The following is a 15956-nucleotide window of genomic DNA, read 5'->3' on the forward strand; positions in this document are numbered from 1 at the left end:
GCTACCCACCGCCGGCGTCGTCCGGACGGCACGCCCCTGCACCGGGGGGCGTGCCGTCCGTGCGCATGGTGGTGCGCGCGCCCATGAAACCGGAGGGCACCGCTCCCGAATCGTTTCGGTCGCGCCCCGCACCCCTTTCTCACCCGCACCGCGCTTCCCGACCCGGTCCCGGGGTATCGGGCGGCGACGCGTGCGCTCCTTCCTCAGTGGCGCGGCAGGAGGCCTGTCGCCGACCTGAGGGAGCACCACCATGCCTGCAGCGAAGAAGAAGCCGGCGGACCTCGGCGGCGACGGGATGTTCCCGCCGCACCTCGAGGACCTCCCGGGCGCAGGGGCCCGCGACGCGGGCGAGCGCGTCGAGTACGCGGAGATCCTCCGCTCCATCTGCGGCGCGACCGACGACTCGCAGGCCGTCGAGCAGTACGACGGCACGCTCGGGGTCACCGTCGCGTTCGTCAACGCCCACGAGCGGCCCGTCGTCCAGGTGCAGTGGAACAACAACCTGGCGGCGACGTTCACCAACCCCGGCAACGTGAGCGGCGTGCGGTGGGGGACCGGCACGCTCATCGGCCCCGACCTCGTCCTCACCTGCGGTCACCTGTTCGACCCTGACCCCAACGGCTGGACGATCCCGCGCCAGAACGGCACGAGCACACCGCTGTCGCCGCAGCAGGTCGCGACCGCGATGCACGTCAACCTCAACTACCAGGTCGACTCGGGCGGCACGCTCCAGGCCGAGCAGAGCTTCGCGATCACGCAGCTCGTCGAGTACCGGCTCGGCGGCCTCGACATGGCCCTGTTCCGCGTCGCGGGCAACCCCGGCAACACGTTCGGCTGGTCCGAGTTCGGCACGACCAACGCGGCCGTCGGGGACATGCTCGCGATCATCGGGCACCCGGCCGGGCAGCCGAAGCGGGTCGAGGCCGGCCCGGCGACGCAGGTCAGCGGCTCGACGATCCGGTACGCCGACATCGACACGCTCGGCGGGAACTCCGGCTCGGGCATCCTGCACAGCCCGTCAGGACGGGTCGTCGGCGTGCACACCAACGGCGGCTGCACCGCGACCGGCGGCAGCAACTCGGGCGTCGCGATCGCGGCGATCGTCGCGGCCTCGCCGACGCTGCAGGGCCTGACCCCGAGTTCGGCCACCGGGCTGGGTCTCGACCTGGCGACCGCGCTGGCGACCGACGTGACGGGGACGTTCCTGTCCGCCGACACCGCGGCGGCGTCCGACACCGGCATCCAGGACCACATCGGCACGCCCATCGCGCAGGACCTCGCGACGAGCCTCGCGGCGGACACCGCCACCCCGAAGATCCAGGACCTCATCGGCACCCCGCTGTCGCAGGACCTCGGCACGACCCTCGTCTCGGACGCGGGCACCCCGAAGGTCCAGGACACGATCGGCACGCCTCTCGTGCTCGACCACGGCACGGCCCTCGCGCTCGACGCCGGCACCCCGCGGCTGCAGGACACGATCGGCACCCCGGTCGCGGCCGACGCGATGACGCTCCCGACGCACGACTACACGACGACGCTCCAGACCGACACGCACGTCGCGGTCGACGTCGGCACGCCCGTCGCGGTGGACTCGGGCGCGGCCGACCAGCCGGGCACGGTGACCGCGGCCGACATCGGGATCCTGCAGCCCGGCGGCACGGTCATCAACCCGGTGATCAACCCCGGCCTCACCGGGGGGCTCGTCGGCGGGCAGCGACCGTTCGTGCAGGCCGGGCCGTACATCTCGCTCGGGCAGGACGACACGGCCGACACCGTCCTGGGCGCGGTGCTCGCCGAGCTCGAGGCGCTGATCTCGACCCAGACGCAGGTCCTCGCGTCCCTCCAGGCGCTGTACGCGACGCTCGCCGGCGACGCGGGCCTCACGGGCCAGGGCTGACGGGCGCCGACGTGATCGGCATCGTCTCCCACGCGGGCGACCTGCACACGCAGACCGTGGCCCGGCACCTCGACCTCCGAGGCGCCGGGCACCGGCTGCTCGACACGTCGCACGTCCCGACGTCGGCCGCCCTCACGGCGCGCCAGCGTCCTGACGGCACGTGGACCGGCACGTGGTCCGACGCGGACGGCGTGCTCGACCTCGCGGACGTCCGCGCCGTCTGGTGGCGTCGCCCGCAGCCGTTCGTCCTGCACGACGAGGTGACCCGGCCGCACGACCGCGGCTTCGCGCACGGCGAGTGCGCCGCGATGGTCGCGGGGCTGTGGTCGTGCATGTCCGCGGAGTGGGTCAACGACCCCGACCGGGACGAGGCGGCGTCGCGCAAGATGTGGCAGCTGCAGCTCGCGTCCCGCGAGGGCCTGCGGGTGCCGCGCACGTGCATGACGAACGACCCGGAGCAGGCGCGGGCGTTCGTCGCCGCCGAGCCCGCGGGGGTCGTCTACAAGTCGTTCTCCGCGACCCCGCGGACGTGGCGCGAGACCCGGCCCGTCCGCGAGGAGGACGTCGGGATGATCGACGCCGTGCGGTTCGCGCCGGTGATCTTCCAGGAGCTCGTGCCGGGCGGCCGGGACGTGCGCGCGACGGTCGTCGACGGGCAGGTCTTCGCGGCCGAGATCCGCGCGGACCGGTCGGCGTACGAGTTCGACTTCCGGATCGACACCACGCACGCGCCCATCGCGGAGCACCGGCTGCCCGACGACGTCGAGCGCGGGCTCGTCGCCCTGACGCGGCGGCTCGGGCTGCGGTACGGCGCCGCCGACTTCCGGGTCGGGCCCGACGGCGAGCACGTGTTCCTCGAGGTGAACCCGGCGGGGCAGTGGCTGTTCGTCGAGCTCGCGACCGGGCAGCCGATCTCGGCCGCGCTCGCCGACCTGCTGATCCGGCTCGACACCGCCGACGACCGCGTCCCGGACGTCGCCCAGGGCATCGAGGTGCCCGTGTGACCATGGACCGGTGAAGCAGCAGCTCGGCGAGATCCTCGACCAGGTCCTTCGACGCAACCCGGGGGAGGCCGAGTTCCACCAGGCCGTCCGCGAGGTCTTCGAGAGCCTCGAGCCCGTCCTGCGCAAGAACCCGCAGTACGTCGACGCCGCCGTGCTCGAGCGCCTGTGCGAGCCCGAGCGGCAGATCATCTTCCGCGTGCCGTGGGTCGACGACGAGGGTCGCGTCCAGATCAACCGCGGCTTCCGCGTCGAGTACAACTCCGCCCTCGGCCCGTACAAGGGCGGCCTGCGGTTCCACCCGTCGGTGTACCTCGGCATCGTCAAGTTCCTCGGCTTCGAGCAGGTCTTCAAGAACGCGCTCACCGGGATGCCCATCGGCGGCGGCAAGGGCGGGTCCGACTTCGACCCGCGCGGCCGCAGCGCCGGCGAGGTCATGCGGTTCTGCCAGTCGTTCATGACCGAGCTGTACCGCCACCTCGGTGAGCACACCGACGTCCCCGCGGGCGACATCGGCGTCGGCGGCCGCGAGATCGGCTACCTGTTCGGCCAGTACAAGCGCATCACCAACCGCTACGAGTCGGGCGTCCTCACCGGCAAGGGCCTGTCGTGGGGCGGGTCGCTCGTGCGCACCGAGGCCACCGGGTACGGCACCGTGCTGTTCGCCGAGCGGATGCTCGCGACCCGCGGCCAGGACTTCGACGGCCGCCGCGTCGTCGTGTCCGGCTCCGGCAACGTCGCGCAGTACGCGATCCAGAAGGCGCAGCAGCTCGGCGGGCACGTCGTCGCGTGCTCCGACTCCACCGGGTACGTCCTCGACGAGCAGGGCATCGACCTGCCGCTGCTGCAGCACGTCCGCGACGTCGAGCGGCTGCCCGTCTCGACCTACGCCGAGCGCCGCGGCGCGACGTTCGTGCCCGGCCGCCGCGTCTGGGAGGTCGGGGCCCAGGTCGCGCTGCCCTGCGCCACCCAGAACGAGCTCGACGAGGGCGACGCGGCCGCGCTCGTCCGGTCCGGCGTCCTCGCCGTGTCCGAGGGTGCCAACATGCCGACCACCCCGAAGGCCGTCGCCCTGCTCCAGGACGCCGACGTCCTGTACGCCCCCGGCAAGGCCGCCAACGCGGGCGGCGTCGCGACGTCCGCCCTGGAGATGCAGCAGAACGCCAGCCGCGACTCGTGGACGTTCGAGTACACCGAGCAGCGGCTCGCGGGCATCATGCACGCCATCCAGGACCGCTGCCTCGCCACCGCCGACGAGTACGACGCCCCCGGCAGCTACGTCGTGGGCGCCAACATCGCGGGCTTCACCAAGGTCGCCGACGCGATGCTGGCCCTCGGCGTCGTCTGACCCCGCCGCCCGCCGCCTGCGCCGCGGGCCGGCGGCCCCGTCCCCCTGACACCCGCCGTCCCCCTGACACCCGCCGTCCCCCTGACACCCGCCGTCCCCCTGACACCCGCCGCCCTCCCGCTGCCCGCCCCACCCTCAGGTCACCGAGTTCGCTGGTTGCTGCCGAGCTCGCCGGCTCCGGCTGACGACCTCGGCCCGGGGTGACGACCTCGGCGCCGGTGCGCGGCGGGGCGGGGCCGGCGGAAATCCCGTGGATCGACGTGCGGGGCACGCCTACCGTCGACGACGTGACGACCGAGACCGACGCGCTCCCCGAGGGAGCCGTGCGCGTGGTCCGCGCCGACCGCGGCGTGGTCCTCGTGCTGCCCGCGCGCGCCCTCGCCGGGGTCGGGTGCGGCCACGACGGCGACGGGCGCGACCACGCCCCGCACGAAGCGGGTGCCGGTCACGACCACGACCCGCACGAAGCGGGAGCCGGTCACGTCCACGACCCGCACGAAGCGGGTGCCGGTCACGACACCCACGACCTTGCCCCGCGCGGCGACGGGGGCGGCGACGGCGCTCCTCACGACCAGCCGCGGCGGGTCGTGCTCGACCGCGACGGCCTCGCCCCGTCCGCCGACGGCCGCACCCCGCCCACCGTCGGCGACTGGCTGCTGCTCGACGAGACCCCCGACGGCCCGCGCGTCGCCGAGCTCCTGCCGCGCCGGACCGCGCTGGTCCGCGACACCGCGGGCGAGACGTCGCGGACACAGGCGCTCGCGGCGAACGTCGACGTCGTGATGGTCGTCGAGCACCTCGACCCCGACCCGGACCTCGGTCGCGTCGAGCGGCTGCTCACGCTCGCGTGGCGGTCGGGCGCCCGTCCGGTGGTCGTCCTGACGAAGGCCGACCTGGTGCCCGACCCCGAGGGCATGGCCGCGGACGTCGCCCAGGTCGCGCTCGCGGTCGACGTGCACGCGGTCTCCGCGCAGGACGGCCGGGGCCTCGACGACCTGCGGCGGGACGTCGTGCTGCCGGGCTCGACCCTGGTGGTCGTGGGGCCGTCGGGCGCCGGCAAGTCGACGCTGGTCAACGCGCTGGCCGGTCGCCCGGTGATGGACGTGGGGGAGCGGCGCGCGGACGGCCGCGGGCGGCACACGACCACGCACCGCGAGCTCGTCCCGCTGACCGACGGTGCCGTCCTGGTCGACACCCCGGGCATCCGTGGGGTCGGCGTGGTCGCGGACTCCGACGCCCTGGAGACGACGTTCGCGGACGTCGCGGACCTGGCGCGCGCGTGCCGGTTCGCGGACTGCCGGCACGAGGGCGAGCCGGACTGTGCCGTGCGCGCGGCGCTGGAGTCCGGGGACCTGCCGGCGCGACGGCTGGAGTCGTTCCGCCGGCTGGAGCGGGAGGCGGCGTACCAGGCGCGTCGCGTGGACGCCCGGCTGGCCGCCGAGGAGCGCGCCCGGTGGAAGAAGGTCACCAAGGAGTACCAGCGCGGGATGCGCGGGCCGGGGCGCCCGCGCGGCTGACGCAGCCCGGCTGACACGGCCCGGCTGACACGGCCCGGCTGATGCAGCCCGACCGGCTCTGCCCGGCTGGCGCGGCCCGGACACCGCTCGTCGAAGCGTGCCGTCGAACCGCGTCGACGCCGGTGATCGTCGGGTGAAGCGATTAGGAAATCCTCATGTGCTCGCCTCGGACGGCCCTCGTCGGGTTTCCTCGTCGGGACCCGCCAGGAGCCGACCACGCAGGGAGCCCCGCTCATGTCCACCCGCAGATCCGCCGCCGCGCTGCTGGCCGCCGCAGCCGTCGCCGTCGCCGGCCTCACCGCCCTCACGGCGAGCGCCGCGCAGGCCGCCCCCGGCTGTCGCGTCGACTACGCCGTCACGAACCAGTGGCCCGGCGGCTTCGGTGCCAACGTCACCGTGACGAACCTCGGCGACCCCGTCCCGTCGTGGAAGCTCGACTGGACGTTCGGCGCGGGCCAGCGCATCTCGCAGCTCTGGAACGGCACGCTCACGACGAGCGGCTCGCAGGTCTCGGTCGCGAGCCTCCCGTGGAACGGCTCGCTCGCCACGGGCGGGACCGCGTCGTTCGGCTTCAACGGCGCGTGGTCGGGCTCCAACCCGGTGCCGTCGTCGTTCACGCTCAACGGCACGACGTGCACGGGCACCGTCCCCACGACGAACCCGACGCCGACGCCCACCGTCACGACCCCCACGCCCACCCCGACGGTCACCCCGACGCCGACGCCGACCCCCACGCCGACACCGACGCCGACCGTCACCCCGCAGCCGACCAGCGGCTTCTACGTCGACCCGACGACGCAGGGGTACAAGGCGTGGCAGTCGGCGTCGGGCACGGACAAGGCGCTGCTCGAGAAGATCGCGCTCACCCCGCAGGCCTACTGGGTCGGCAACTGGGCGGACGCGTCGCACGCGCAGGCCGAGGTCGCGGACTACACCGGCCGCGCCGTCGCCGCGGGCAAGACCCCGGTCCTCGTCGTCTACGCCATCCCGGGCCGTGACTGCGGCTCGCACTCGGGCGGCGGCGTGAGCGAGTCCGAGTACGCGCGCTGGATCGACACCGTCGCGCAGGGCATCAAGGGCAAGCCGTACGTCATCCTCGAGCCCGACGCCCTCGCGCAGCTCGGCGACTGCTCCGGCCAGGGCGACCGCGTCGGCTTCCTCAAGTACGCCGCCAAGTCGCTCACCCTCAAGGGCGCCCGGGTCTACATCGACGCCGGCCACTCGTCGTGGCTGACCGTCGACAACGCGGTCAACCGGCTCAACCAGGTCGGCTTCGAGTACGCGGTCGGCTTCGCGCTCAACACGTCGAACTACCAGACGACCGCGGCCTCCAAGTCGTACGGCCAGCAGATCTCGCAGCGGCTGGGCGGCAAGACGTTCGTCATCGACACCTCCCGCAACGGCAACGGCTCGAACGGCGAGTGGTGCAACCCGCGGGGCCGTGCCCTCGGTGAGCGCCCGACGACGGTGAGCGACGGCTCGGGCCTCGACGCGCTGCTCTGGGTCAAGCTGCCGGGCGAGTCCGACGGCGCCTGCAACGGCGGCCCCGGCGCCGGCCAGTGGTGGCAGGACGTCGCCCTCGAGCTCGCCCGCAACGCCAAGTGGTGAGCTGACGACGTCCCGCCCCCTCCGGGACGCCCCCACGACGAGCCCGCGGACGGCCCACCGTCCGCGGGCTCGTCGCTGTCGCCGCTCGGGCGCCGACGCCGGTGTGGAAGGTCTGTCGCCCCCGCCGCGACACACCTTCCACACGTGCCGGGGCTCCCGGGCGCGCCCCGGGAAGCCGGGGCCCGGGGAGAATGGGGTCGTGGCAGGCAGACGACGGACCTCTCCCGACGACGGGCGCGCCGCGCTCGACGTGTGGCGCGCCGACCCGGCCGGCGTGCCCACGGGGGCGCGGCGCACCGCCGTGCGGTTCACGCTCGAGGAGCTCGCCGACGTCGCCCCCGGCAACGCGGTCGAGGTGCGGGTCCCGCCCGACGGCGCCGTCCAGGCCGTCGAGGGGCCGCGGCACACGCGCGGCACGCCGCCCAACGTCGTCGAGACCGACCCGCAGACGTGGCTCGCGCTGGTCACGGGCGCGACCACCTGGGCGGACGCCGTCGAGGCGGGTGCGGTCCGGGCGTCGGGGGAGCGGGCCGACCTGTCGTGGTGGCTGCCGCTGCAGGCCGCCCGGCGGCGCGGCTGACCTAGGATCACCGGGTGTCGTCGACCACCCCCTCGCCGCAGGACAGCCCGGACCAGCAGCCGGACGTCCCCGAGCGCCCGGTCCCGTCCGAGGCGGAGCTCCTCGCGACCGCGCAGCCCGCGACCGTGCGGCGCGCACCGAAGTACAGCGTGTTCATCGCCGCCGGGGCGATCGTCGGGATCGTGCTCGGCCTCGTGCTCGTCGCGGTGGTCGACCCGCAGGTCCGCTGGGTCTCCGACGGGTCGGGCTTCCTGCCGTTCCTCGAGGGCGAGGGTGCGGTGCGGACCGTCGTCGCGCTGGGCCTCGGGGTCGTCGGCGGGTTCGTCGGCGGCGCGCTCGCGGTGCTCGCCGACCGCCGCTCCACGCGCGGTCGCTGACCCGGCGTCCGGGGTCCGGGCGTCGCCCGGAGGCCTCCACGGGCGTGTGCGACCATAGGGCCGTGGCCCCCCGCGCAGACGGACGACTGAACCACGACCTCCTCCCGAACGAGAAAGGCCCGCAGGACGCCTGCGGCGTCTTCGGTGTCTGGGCACCCGGCGAGGAGGTCGCCAAGCTCACCTACTTCGGCCTCTACGCGTTGCAGCACCGCGGCCAGGAGTCCGCGGGCATCGCGACGTCCAACGGCCAGCAGCTCCTCGTCTACAAGGACATGGGCCTCGTCTCCCAGGTCTTCGACGAGACCGCGCTGAACGCCCTGCAGGGGCACATCGCCATCGGGCACGCCCGGTACTCGACCACGGGCGGCAGCACGTGGGAGAACGCGCAGCCGACGCTCGGCCCGACGGCCGCCGGCACGGTCGCCCTCGGCCACAACGGCAACCTCACGAACTCCGCCGAGCTCGTCGACCTCGTCGCCGAGCGGTACGGCAGCCAGCGCCGCGGGGAGCGCGCGCGCGGCAACACGACGGACACCGCGCTCATCACCGCGCTGCTCGCGGGCGACCCGGACCACACGCTCGAGGCCACCGCGCTCGAGGTCCTGCCCCGCCTGCGCGGCGCGTTCAGCCTCGTCTTCATGGACGAGCACACCCTCTACGCCGCGCGCGACCCGCAGGGCGTGCGCCCGCTCGTGCTCGGCCGCCTCGAGCGCGGCTGGGTCGTGGCCAGCGAGACGCCCGCGCTCGACATCGTCGGCGCGTCGTTCGTCCGTGAGGTCGAGCCCGGCGAGTTCCTCGCGATCGACGCCGACGGTCTGCGCTCGACGCGGTTCGCGCCCGTCGACCGCGCGGGCTGCGTCTTCGAGTACGTGTACCTGGCCCGCCCCGACACCACGATCGCCGGCCGGTCCGTGCACGCCGCGCGCGTCGCGATGGGCCGCCGCCTGGCCGTCGAGCACCCCGTCGAGGCCGACCTCGTCATCCCGGTCCCCGAGTCCGGCACGCCCGCGGCCGTCGGCTTCGCCGCCGAGTCCGGCATCACGTTCGGGCAGGGCCTGACGAAGAACGCCTACGTCGGCCGCACGTTCATCCAGCCGTCGCAGACGCTGCGCCAGCTCGGCATCCGGCTCAAGCTCAACCCGCTGCGCGAGGTCATCCGCGGCAAGCGGCTCGTGGTCGTGGACGACTCGATCGTGCGCGGCAACACCCAGCGCGCACTCGTCCGGATGCTCCGGGAGGCCGGCGCCGCCGAGGTGCACATCCGGATCAGCTCACCGCCGGTCAAGTGGCCGTGCTTCTACGGCATCGACTTCGCGAGCCGTGCCGAGCTCATCGCGAACGGGCTCGGCCCGGACGAGATCGCGGCGTCGCTCGGCGCCGACTCCCTCGGCTACATCTCCGAGGAGGGGATGGTCGAGGCGACCGAGCAGCCCGCGTCGCAGCTCTGCACCGCGTGCTTCAGCGGCCGGTACCCCATCGAGCTGCCGCCCGCCGACCGCCTCGGCAAGCACCTGCTCGAGCAGAACGAGCTGCCCCTCGGTGCGCCCGAGGACGGCCTGCTCACCATCGTCCCGTCGTCCGGTGGCGCGTCCGCGCTGGAGCACCCGTGACCGCCCCCACGCCGCGCGTGACGTACGCCGAGGCCGGCGTCGACACGGAGGCCGGCGACAAGGCCGTCGAGCTCATGAAGGACGCCGTGCGCGCGACGCACGGCCCGCAGGTCCTCGGCGGCGTCGGCGGGTTCGCCGGGCTGTACGACGCGTCGGCGCTCACCCGCTACCGTCGCCCGCTGCTCGCGACGTCGACCGACGGCGTCGGCACCAAGGTCGCGATCGCGCAGGCCCTCGACATCCACGACACGATCGGGTTCGACCTGGTCGGCATGGTCGTCGACGACATCGTCGTGGTCGGTGCGAAGCCGCTGTTCATGACGGACTACATCGCGTGCGGCCGCGTCGTGCCCGAGCGCATCGCCGACGTCGTGCGCGGCATCGCCGCCGCGTGCTCCGTGGCCGGCACCGCGCTGGTCGGCGGCGAGACCGCCGAGCACCCCGGGCTGCTGGGCCCCGACGACTACGACGTGGCCGGTGCCGCGACGGGCGTCGTCGAGGCCGACGAGCTGCTCGGTCCCGAGCGGGTGCGGGCCGGTGACGTCCTCGTCGCGCTCGCGTCCAGCGGGCTGCACTCGAACGGGTACTCGCTGGTCCGCCGCGTCGTGCAGGTCGCCGGCTGGTCGCTGGACCGGCACGTCGACGAGCTCGGCCGGACGCTGGGCGAGGAGCTGCTGGAGCCGACGCGCGTGTACGCGAGCGACTGCCTGGCCCTCGTCGAGCGGGCGGGTGTCGCGGGCGTGCACGCCTTCAGCCACGTGACGGGTGGTGGCCTCGCGGCGAACGTCGCGCGCGTCCTGCCGCAGGGTCTGGTCGCCGACGTCGACCGGTCCGGCTGGCAGCTGCCGCCCGTGTTCTCCCTGGTCCAGGGCCTCGGGGGCGTGCCGTGGCACGACCTCGAGGGCACGCTCAACCTGGGCGTCGGGATGGTCGCGATCGTCGCCGCCGACGCCGTGGACGGCGTCCTGGCGCACGCGGGCGAGCTCGGCCTCCCCGCCTGGGTGCTCGGCACCGTGCGCGACGCCGACCCGACGGTGGACGTCCTGGGGTCGCCCGACTTCGTCGCGGGGACCAAGGGTGTCGACGGCGGGGCCGTGCGACTCTCGGGCGCCTACCGGGTCTGACGCGCGCGCGTTTGCCGGCGCGGCCTGGCGCCGGCCGCCGACCTCGGCGACGGTGCAGGTGCGGTCGGGGCGACGTCGAACGCGGACGTCGGTGCGGTGGGGTCGAACCGGCACCGCACCCGCACGCACCCGCACCGCACGGCTCCGCACCGCGACGCCCGACGCCGGGTGCGCCGGAGCGAGCGCGGCGGGGTCGCGCCGACGGCCCAGACGTCAGCCGCGACCCAGGCGTCAGCCACGGCGTGTGCGGGCCACGAGGGGGTCGCCCGCAGCCACGCGCGCGACGACGGCGGATACCACGACTCCGGCCGGCGACGGAGGTCGCCGGCCGGGAGGTGCGTGGTGCCCGCTGCGTGTCGCGCGGTGGTCCGCCGGACGGGAGCGGTCATCGCCTCAGCGAGGGGTCCGACCTGCTCCGGCGTGGGTTGTCGGACCGACCGATGCCGACGTCAGCGGTCGTCGTCGGGCCAACGACGGTAGTCGTCGTCCTCGCCAGGCCGGTCTCCGGTGTCGATCGCGCTGCCGCGTCGCTCGGATCCGAGGTCGTTGTGGCTCAGCGAGCCGAGCTCCTGCTCGAGGGCTCGGTAGTTGGTCTCAGGGCTGAAGTACTTCAGCTCCCGGGCCACCTTGGTCTGCTTAGCCTTCTGACGGCCGCGCCCCATGGCATCGACCCCCTCTTACGTGGATGCGGGGCGGCACCGTGCTCACACGTGCGGCCCCGGGGTGCTGAATCGTCTCTTCGTGGGGCAACGGTACATGGTCCCGCCGTATTCCGACCACTCGCGCAGGCGCGACGCGCATCACGTGTCGGCCAGGGGTCGTGATGACCGATTCGCCGGGTTTAGGGTGACGGTACGGTTCGTGTAACGATGCATGATGAGAGTTGGATGAGAGTCTTGTGAAGTCCGTGACCATACTGTGTCCCGGAATGCGCCGTCTGACCCTTTCGTTCATGCTAGTGAGACCCCTCGCTTCACCCGCACGAACCGCGCTACAGCGCACGCACCAACCGCACCCGTACTGGGCGGAGCCGGCAGTCCCGTCGTCCGCCCGCACGCTCGCCTCAGGAGGCAGCAGATGACCGCTCACCCCGCAGAGTCCGAGGCCCTGCTCACGCCGTCCGAGGTGGCGACGCTGTTCCGGGTCGACCCGAAGACCGTCACGCGCTGGGCGAAGGCGGGCAAGCTCTCCTCGATCCGCACCCTCGGTGGCCACCGCCGCTACCGCGAGTCCGAGGTCCGCGACCTGCTGAACGGTGTCCCCCAGCAGCAGAGCCCCACCGACGACTGACGCGACGCCCGGCCCCTCGGGTCGGACGCCCACGGCCGCCGGCGCGGCCACCCCTGACGTGCGCGCCCGCTGACGCGCACGTCGCCACGTCTGCTCGACGCCACGTGCGCCACCGCGACCTGCACGCGACCGCACGGCCGCGACGCGGACGAGCGAGGTTGCGCACCAGCTGTGCGACCCAGACGAGCGCGACTCCGCACCAGCTGTGCGGCCCAGACGAGCGCGGCCCCATGCGGCCGTGCGGCCCAGCCGAGCGCACCACGACCCGCCACCCTCGCGACGAGGCGAGGAAACGGGCCGACGAGCGCGGGCCTCAGTCGCGCCGGCGCATACCTGCCGCCGCGAGCAGTGCCACGACGGCCACCGCGCCACCCAGGATCGCCCGGGCGCGCGTCCGGCGACGCGGGTCGGCGCCCTTGGCCGTGGCGTCCTCGAACAGGCGCTTGGCACCGTTCACGGCACCCTTGGCCTGCGTGCGCGGGTCGAGGCGGTCGGCGAGCTGGTCGACGGTCGCGGCGAGCTCGGCGCGCGTCCGCGTCACCTCGCCCTCGAGCTCGACCATCTTCGGCGTCGAGATGGCCGGCTTCGCGTCCTTCTCGTCCTGCCCGGTCGCCTTGGTCTGGTCGCTCACGCGTTCCACCCCGCCTTCACGGCCTCGAGGTCCTCCTGCACGTTCTCGATCGCCCGGTCCGGCGTGGGGGGCGACCCGCGCTTGACGAGCCGGATCCCGACCAGCGCGAGGATCACGGTGACGATCAGCAGGAAGACGGTGACGATCAGGGCGGCGAGCCACGCGTCCATCACCGTGGACAGGCCGAGGATCGCGGTGGCGATCGCGGCGGCCAGCACGTAGAGCGCGAGGACGCCCGCGGCCGTGAGGAGACCGGCCCCGATCCCGAGCTGCTGGGCCTTGGCGGCGACCTCTGCCTTGGCGAGCTCGATCTCGGCGCGCACGAGGCGCGACGTCTGCTCGCTCAGGTCGCTCACCAGCTGGCCGATGCTCCGGGACTCGCCCGCCGGTCCTGGCTGCGTGGTCATGGTCACGCCCTCTCGTCCACTCGTCGTCCGGGCTCTGCCGTCCGGGACTCCCAGTGTGACGGTGCAGGTGGACGGCCGCATCCGAGCCGCGCCGACCGGACGACGGGTGTCGTCCGGTCGGGGGCGTGCACGGTCAGTCGGACCAGGGGTGGACGTGCTCCTCGGCGGGGTGCGTCACCTGGTGCGCGCGGGTCATCGACATCGGCTGCCCCTTCGGCAGGCGGTGCCGCGCCCACGCCGCGAGGCCCGCGGCGACGGCGATCAGCGCGACTCCGACGAGCAGCGCGGCGAGCCACGGCTCGACGGCGTGCGAGAGCCCGATGACGGCGGCGGTGACGAACAGCGCGAGCCCGAAGAACGTCAGCAGCGCGGCGGCGCCGAACCCGATGGCGGACGGCCGGGCCTCGATCGCGCGGGCGCGCACGCTCGCACTGACCGCGTCGATCTCCGCCTGGATCGCCTCACGGACCCGGTCCTCGGCCTGCCCGATCTTCTCCCGCGCGAGGTCCGCGAAGGGTTCGGTGAAGCGCTCGAAGAACGGCTTGCGCGGGCGCTCGGGTCCGGGGGTGCTGCTCACGGGTTCCTCCGTCGACGGGACAGTGCAGTGCGGTGCACGTCCCACCCTAGGCGGGTGCCGGGCCGGGGGTCGGGATCATCGGCCCAGGTCGCCGCGCGTCCCGCGGCCGCGACGGTCCCGGCCAGCGCGAGGTGCCCGGGATGCACGAAGGCCCCCCGGTGATCCAGGGGGCCTTCGTCGAAGGTGGCTCCGACCGGCGTCGATCCGGTGACCTTTCGATTTTCAGTCGAACGCTCTACCAACTGAGCTACAGAGCCTCGGAACGAGAACGCCGGTCCGAGGACCGGCGCTTCGAGCGACCCCGACGGGACTTGAACCCGCGACCTCCGCCGTGACAGGGCGGCGCGCTAACCAACTGCGCTACGGGGCCTTGGTGGAACAAGGCCTTGCTGCTTCTCACTGCACCTGCTCGTACCCCCAACGGGATTCGAACCCGTGCTACCGCCGTGAAAGGGCGGGGTCCTAGGCCGCTAGACGATGAGGGCGTGTCCGCCCCAACGACGAGGCGCCGGTTGACCGGAGTCGAGCATACGGGGTCGGCGGCCCGAACTCCAAAATGGCGGACGGTCACCCGGTCGGTGGCACCGGGGGCGGCGGCGGGCGCGAGGCGGTCGCCGGCGGGACGGGGCGGCGCTGAGCAGGCAGAATGGTCGCGTGGTCGAGATGTCGCGGGACGATTTCGAGGACGCGGTCCGCGACGCGCTCGACGAGATCCCGCCCGAGCTGGCCCGGCTGATCGACAACGTCGTCGTGCTGGTCGAGGACGACCCGCCGCCGGACGACCCCGAGCTGCTCGGCCTCTACGAGGGCACGCCGCTCACCGAGCGGGGGGAGTGGTGGGCCGCGGGGTCGCTGCCCGACCGGATCACCGTCTACCGCCGTCCGACGCTCGCGATCTGCGCGGACCGGGACGAGGTCGTCGAGGAGGTCGCGGTGACCGTCGTGCACGAGGTCGCGCACCACTTCGGCATCGACGACGACCGGCTGCACGAGCTCGGCTGGGGCTGACGCGCCCGGCTAGGGTCGGCGCATGGTCGCCGTCGGAGTCGTGCTGCTGCCCCAGGACCGCTGGTCACGAGCAAAGGACCGCTGGCGGCAGGCCGAGGAGTGGGGCTTCGACCACGCGTGGACCTACGACCACCTGGCGTGGCGGACGCTCGCCGACGGTCCCTGGTTCGCGACCGTCCCGCTGCTGGCCGCTGCGGCCGCCGTCACGGAGCGGATCGCGCTCGGGACGTTCGTGGCGTCGCCGAACTTCCGGCACCCCGTCCCGTTCGCCAAGGACGTGCTCGGGCTGGACGACGTCGCGGGCGGGCGGTTCCTGCTCGGACTCGGGGCCGGGGGTGAGGGGTTCGACGCGTCGGTCACCGGGCCGGCGTGGTCGCGCGGGGAGCGGACGCGGCGGTACGAGGAGTTCGTCGTGCTGCTCGACCGGCTCTTGACGCAGCCGGCCACCGAGTTCACGGGGGAGTTCTACGAGGCGCACGACGCCCGGATGATCCCCGGCACGATCGCGCGGCCGCGCACGCCGTTCGTCATGGCCGCGGCCGGGCCGCGCACGATGTCGCTCGCGGCCCGGTACGGGCAGGGCTGGGTGACGTACGGGCCGTCGTTCGACTCGGAGGGCGTCGACGACGACCCGCACGCGGCGCAGGAGCGCTGGTGGGCGGGGCTCGCGGACGTGTCGGACCAGATGGACGCGGCCGAGGCGGCCGCGGAGCGAGACGGGTCCACGCTGCCGCGGCTGCGCCGGTACCTGAGCCTCGACGGGGCGCCGGTCTTCTCGCTCACGTCGCTGGACCTGGCGCTCGAGGGCGTCGAGCGCGCGGCCGGGCTGGGGTTCACCGACGTCGTCGTGCACTGGCCGCGCCCCGACGGCATCTACGCGGGGAGCGAGTCGGTCCTCGAGGGACTGGCCGAGCGGCTGCCCGCGCTGCAGGCGATGCCGGTCGCGCAGCGCTAGCCGGACGCGACCGGGCCGGGCCCGCC

The 15956-nt window shown here is 74.0% G+C and carries 16 protein-coding genes and 3 tRNA genes; 12 read left to right on the plus strand and 7 right to left on the minus strand.

Annotation, left to right across the window (positions count from 1 at the left end; all coding sequences use genetic code 11):
* Window positions 1–250: 250 nt before the first annotated feature.
* The 9 genes from CBZ_RS03455 to purM all read left to right on the plus strand — a co-directional run bounded on the left by CBZ_RS03455 (window position 251) and on the right by purM (window position 11062).
* Window positions 251–1897 (plus strand): trypsin-like serine peptidase, encoded by a 1647-nt coding sequence (locus CBZ_RS03455; RefSeq protein WP_130780208.1) that lies wholly within the window; start codon window positions 251–253, stop codon window positions 1895–1897.
* 11 nt (window positions 1898–1908) lie between these two features.
* Window positions 1909–2901: an MvdC/MvdD family ATP grasp protein gene (locus tag CBZ_RS03460; RefSeq protein ID WP_130780209.1), complete on the plus strand. Its 993-nt coding sequence runs from the start codon at window positions 1909–1911 to the stop codon at window positions 2899–2901.
* 10 nt (window positions 2902–2911) lie between these two features.
* On the plus strand, window positions 2912–4246 hold the full coding sequence (gene gdhA / locus CBZ_RS03465; RefSeq protein ID WP_130780210.1) for an NADP-specific glutamate dehydrogenase: 1335 nt from the start codon (window positions 2912–2914) through the stop codon (window positions 4244–4246).
* Between the two features lie 287 nt (window positions 4247–4533).
* Window positions 4534–5763, plus strand: coding sequence for a ribosome small subunit-dependent GTPase A (gene rsgA / locus CBZ_RS03470; RefSeq protein WP_130780211.1), 1230 nt, complete (start codon window positions 4534–4536; stop codon window positions 5761–5763).
* A 234-nt stretch (window positions 5764–5997) separates the two neighbouring features.
* A complete protein-coding gene (locus tag CBZ_RS03475; protein ID WP_130780212.1) occupies window positions 5998–7371 on the plus strand; it encodes a glycoside hydrolase family 6 protein in 1374 nt (457 codons plus the stop codon).
* 199 nt (window positions 7372–7570) lie between these two features.
* A complete protein-coding gene (locus CBZ_RS03480) occupies window positions 7571–7951 on the plus strand; it encodes a sterol carrier family protein (RefSeq protein WP_130780213.1) in 381 nt (126 codons plus the stop codon).
* 14 nt (window positions 7952–7965) lie between these two features.
* Window positions 7966–8328, plus strand: a complete 363-nt coding sequence (locus CBZ_RS03485; RefSeq protein ID WP_130780214.1) for a histidine kinase — start codon at window positions 7966–7968, stop codon at window positions 8326–8328.
* 62 nt (window positions 8329–8390) lie between these two features.
* The gene (gene purF, locus CBZ_RS03490) at window positions 8391–9938 is read left to right on the plus strand and encodes an amidophosphoribosyltransferase (protein WP_130780215.1); all 1548 of its coding nucleotides are present in this window, start codon (window positions 8391–8393) and stop codon (window positions 9936–9938) included.
* Window positions 9935–11062 carry a phosphoribosylformylglycinamidine cyclo-ligase gene (gene purM / locus CBZ_RS03495; RefSeq protein ID WP_130780216.1) on the plus strand — a complete coding sequence of 376 codons (1128 nt, stop codon included), beginning with the start codon at window positions 9935–9937 and terminating at the stop codon, window positions 11060–11062. The genes purF and purM overlap by 4 nt, the downstream gene beginning before the upstream one ends.
* Window positions 11063–11511: 449 nt before the next feature.
* Here the strand turns inward: purM and CBZ_RS03500 are convergent, their stop codons facing one another.
* The gene (locus tag CBZ_RS03500; RefSeq protein ID WP_130780217.1) at window positions 11512–11724 is read right to left on the minus strand and encodes a DUF3073 domain-containing protein; all 213 of its coding nucleotides are present in this window, start codon (window positions 11722–11724) and stop codon (window positions 11512–11514) included.
* Between the two features lie 415 nt (window positions 11725–12139).
* Here CBZ_RS03500 and CBZ_RS03505 point away from each other — a divergent pair, with 415 nt between their 5' ends.
* A complete protein-coding gene (locus CBZ_RS03505; protein WP_130780218.1) occupies window positions 12140–12352 on the plus strand; it encodes a BldC family transcriptional regulator in 213 nt (70 codons plus the stop codon).
* Window positions 12353–12665: 313 nt separating this feature from the next.
* Here the strand turns inward: CBZ_RS03505 and CBZ_RS03510 are convergent, their stop codons facing one another.
* From CBZ_RS03510 to CBZ_RS03535, 6 genes are all read right to left on the minus strand, one after another.
* A complete protein-coding gene (locus CBZ_RS03510; protein ID WP_246013011.1) occupies window positions 12666–12983 on the minus strand; it encodes a DUF3618 domain-containing protein in 318 nt (105 codons plus the stop codon).
* Window positions 12980–13390, minus strand: coding sequence for a phage holin family protein (locus CBZ_RS03515; RefSeq protein ID WP_130780292.1), 411 nt, complete (start codon window positions 13388–13390; stop codon window positions 12980–12982). The genes CBZ_RS03510 and CBZ_RS03515 overlap by 4 nt, the downstream gene beginning before the upstream one ends.
* 133 nt (window positions 13391–13523) lie before the next feature.
* The gene (locus CBZ_RS03520) at window positions 13524–13967 is read right to left on the minus strand and encodes a phage holin family protein (protein WP_130780219.1); all 444 of its coding nucleotides are present in this window, start codon (window positions 13965–13967) and stop codon (window positions 13524–13526) included.
* A 184-nt stretch (window positions 13968–14151) separates the two neighbouring features.
* Window positions 14152–14224 (minus strand) — tRNA-Phe (locus CBZ_RS03525).
* 39 nt (window positions 14225–14263) lie between these two features.
* Window positions 14264–14337, minus strand: a tRNA-Asp gene (locus CBZ_RS03530).
* Between the two features lie 42 nt (window positions 14338–14379).
* Window positions 14380–14452: transfer RNA gene (locus CBZ_RS03535), tRNA-Glu, on the minus strand.
* Window positions 14453–14630: 178 nt separating this feature from the next.
* On the opposite strand from CBZ_RS03535, the gene CBZ_RS03540 reads away from it, so the two are divergent.
* Complete coding sequence (locus tag CBZ_RS03540; protein WP_130780293.1) at window positions 14631–14975, plus strand: metallopeptidase family protein; 345 nt, start codon at window positions 14631–14633, stop codon at window positions 14973–14975.
* Between the two features lie 22 nt (window positions 14976–14997).
* Complete coding sequence (locus CBZ_RS03545) at window positions 14998–15930, plus strand: LLM class flavin-dependent oxidoreductase (RefSeq protein ID WP_130780220.1); 933 nt, start codon at window positions 14998–15000, stop codon at window positions 15928–15930.
* Window positions 15931–15956 lie beyond the last annotated feature (26 nt).

Source organism: Cellulomonas biazotea (assembly GCF_004306155.1).
Taxonomy (GTDB): domain Bacteria; phylum Actinomycetota; class Actinomycetes; order Actinomycetales; family Cellulomonadaceae; genus Cellulomonas; species Cellulomonas biazotea.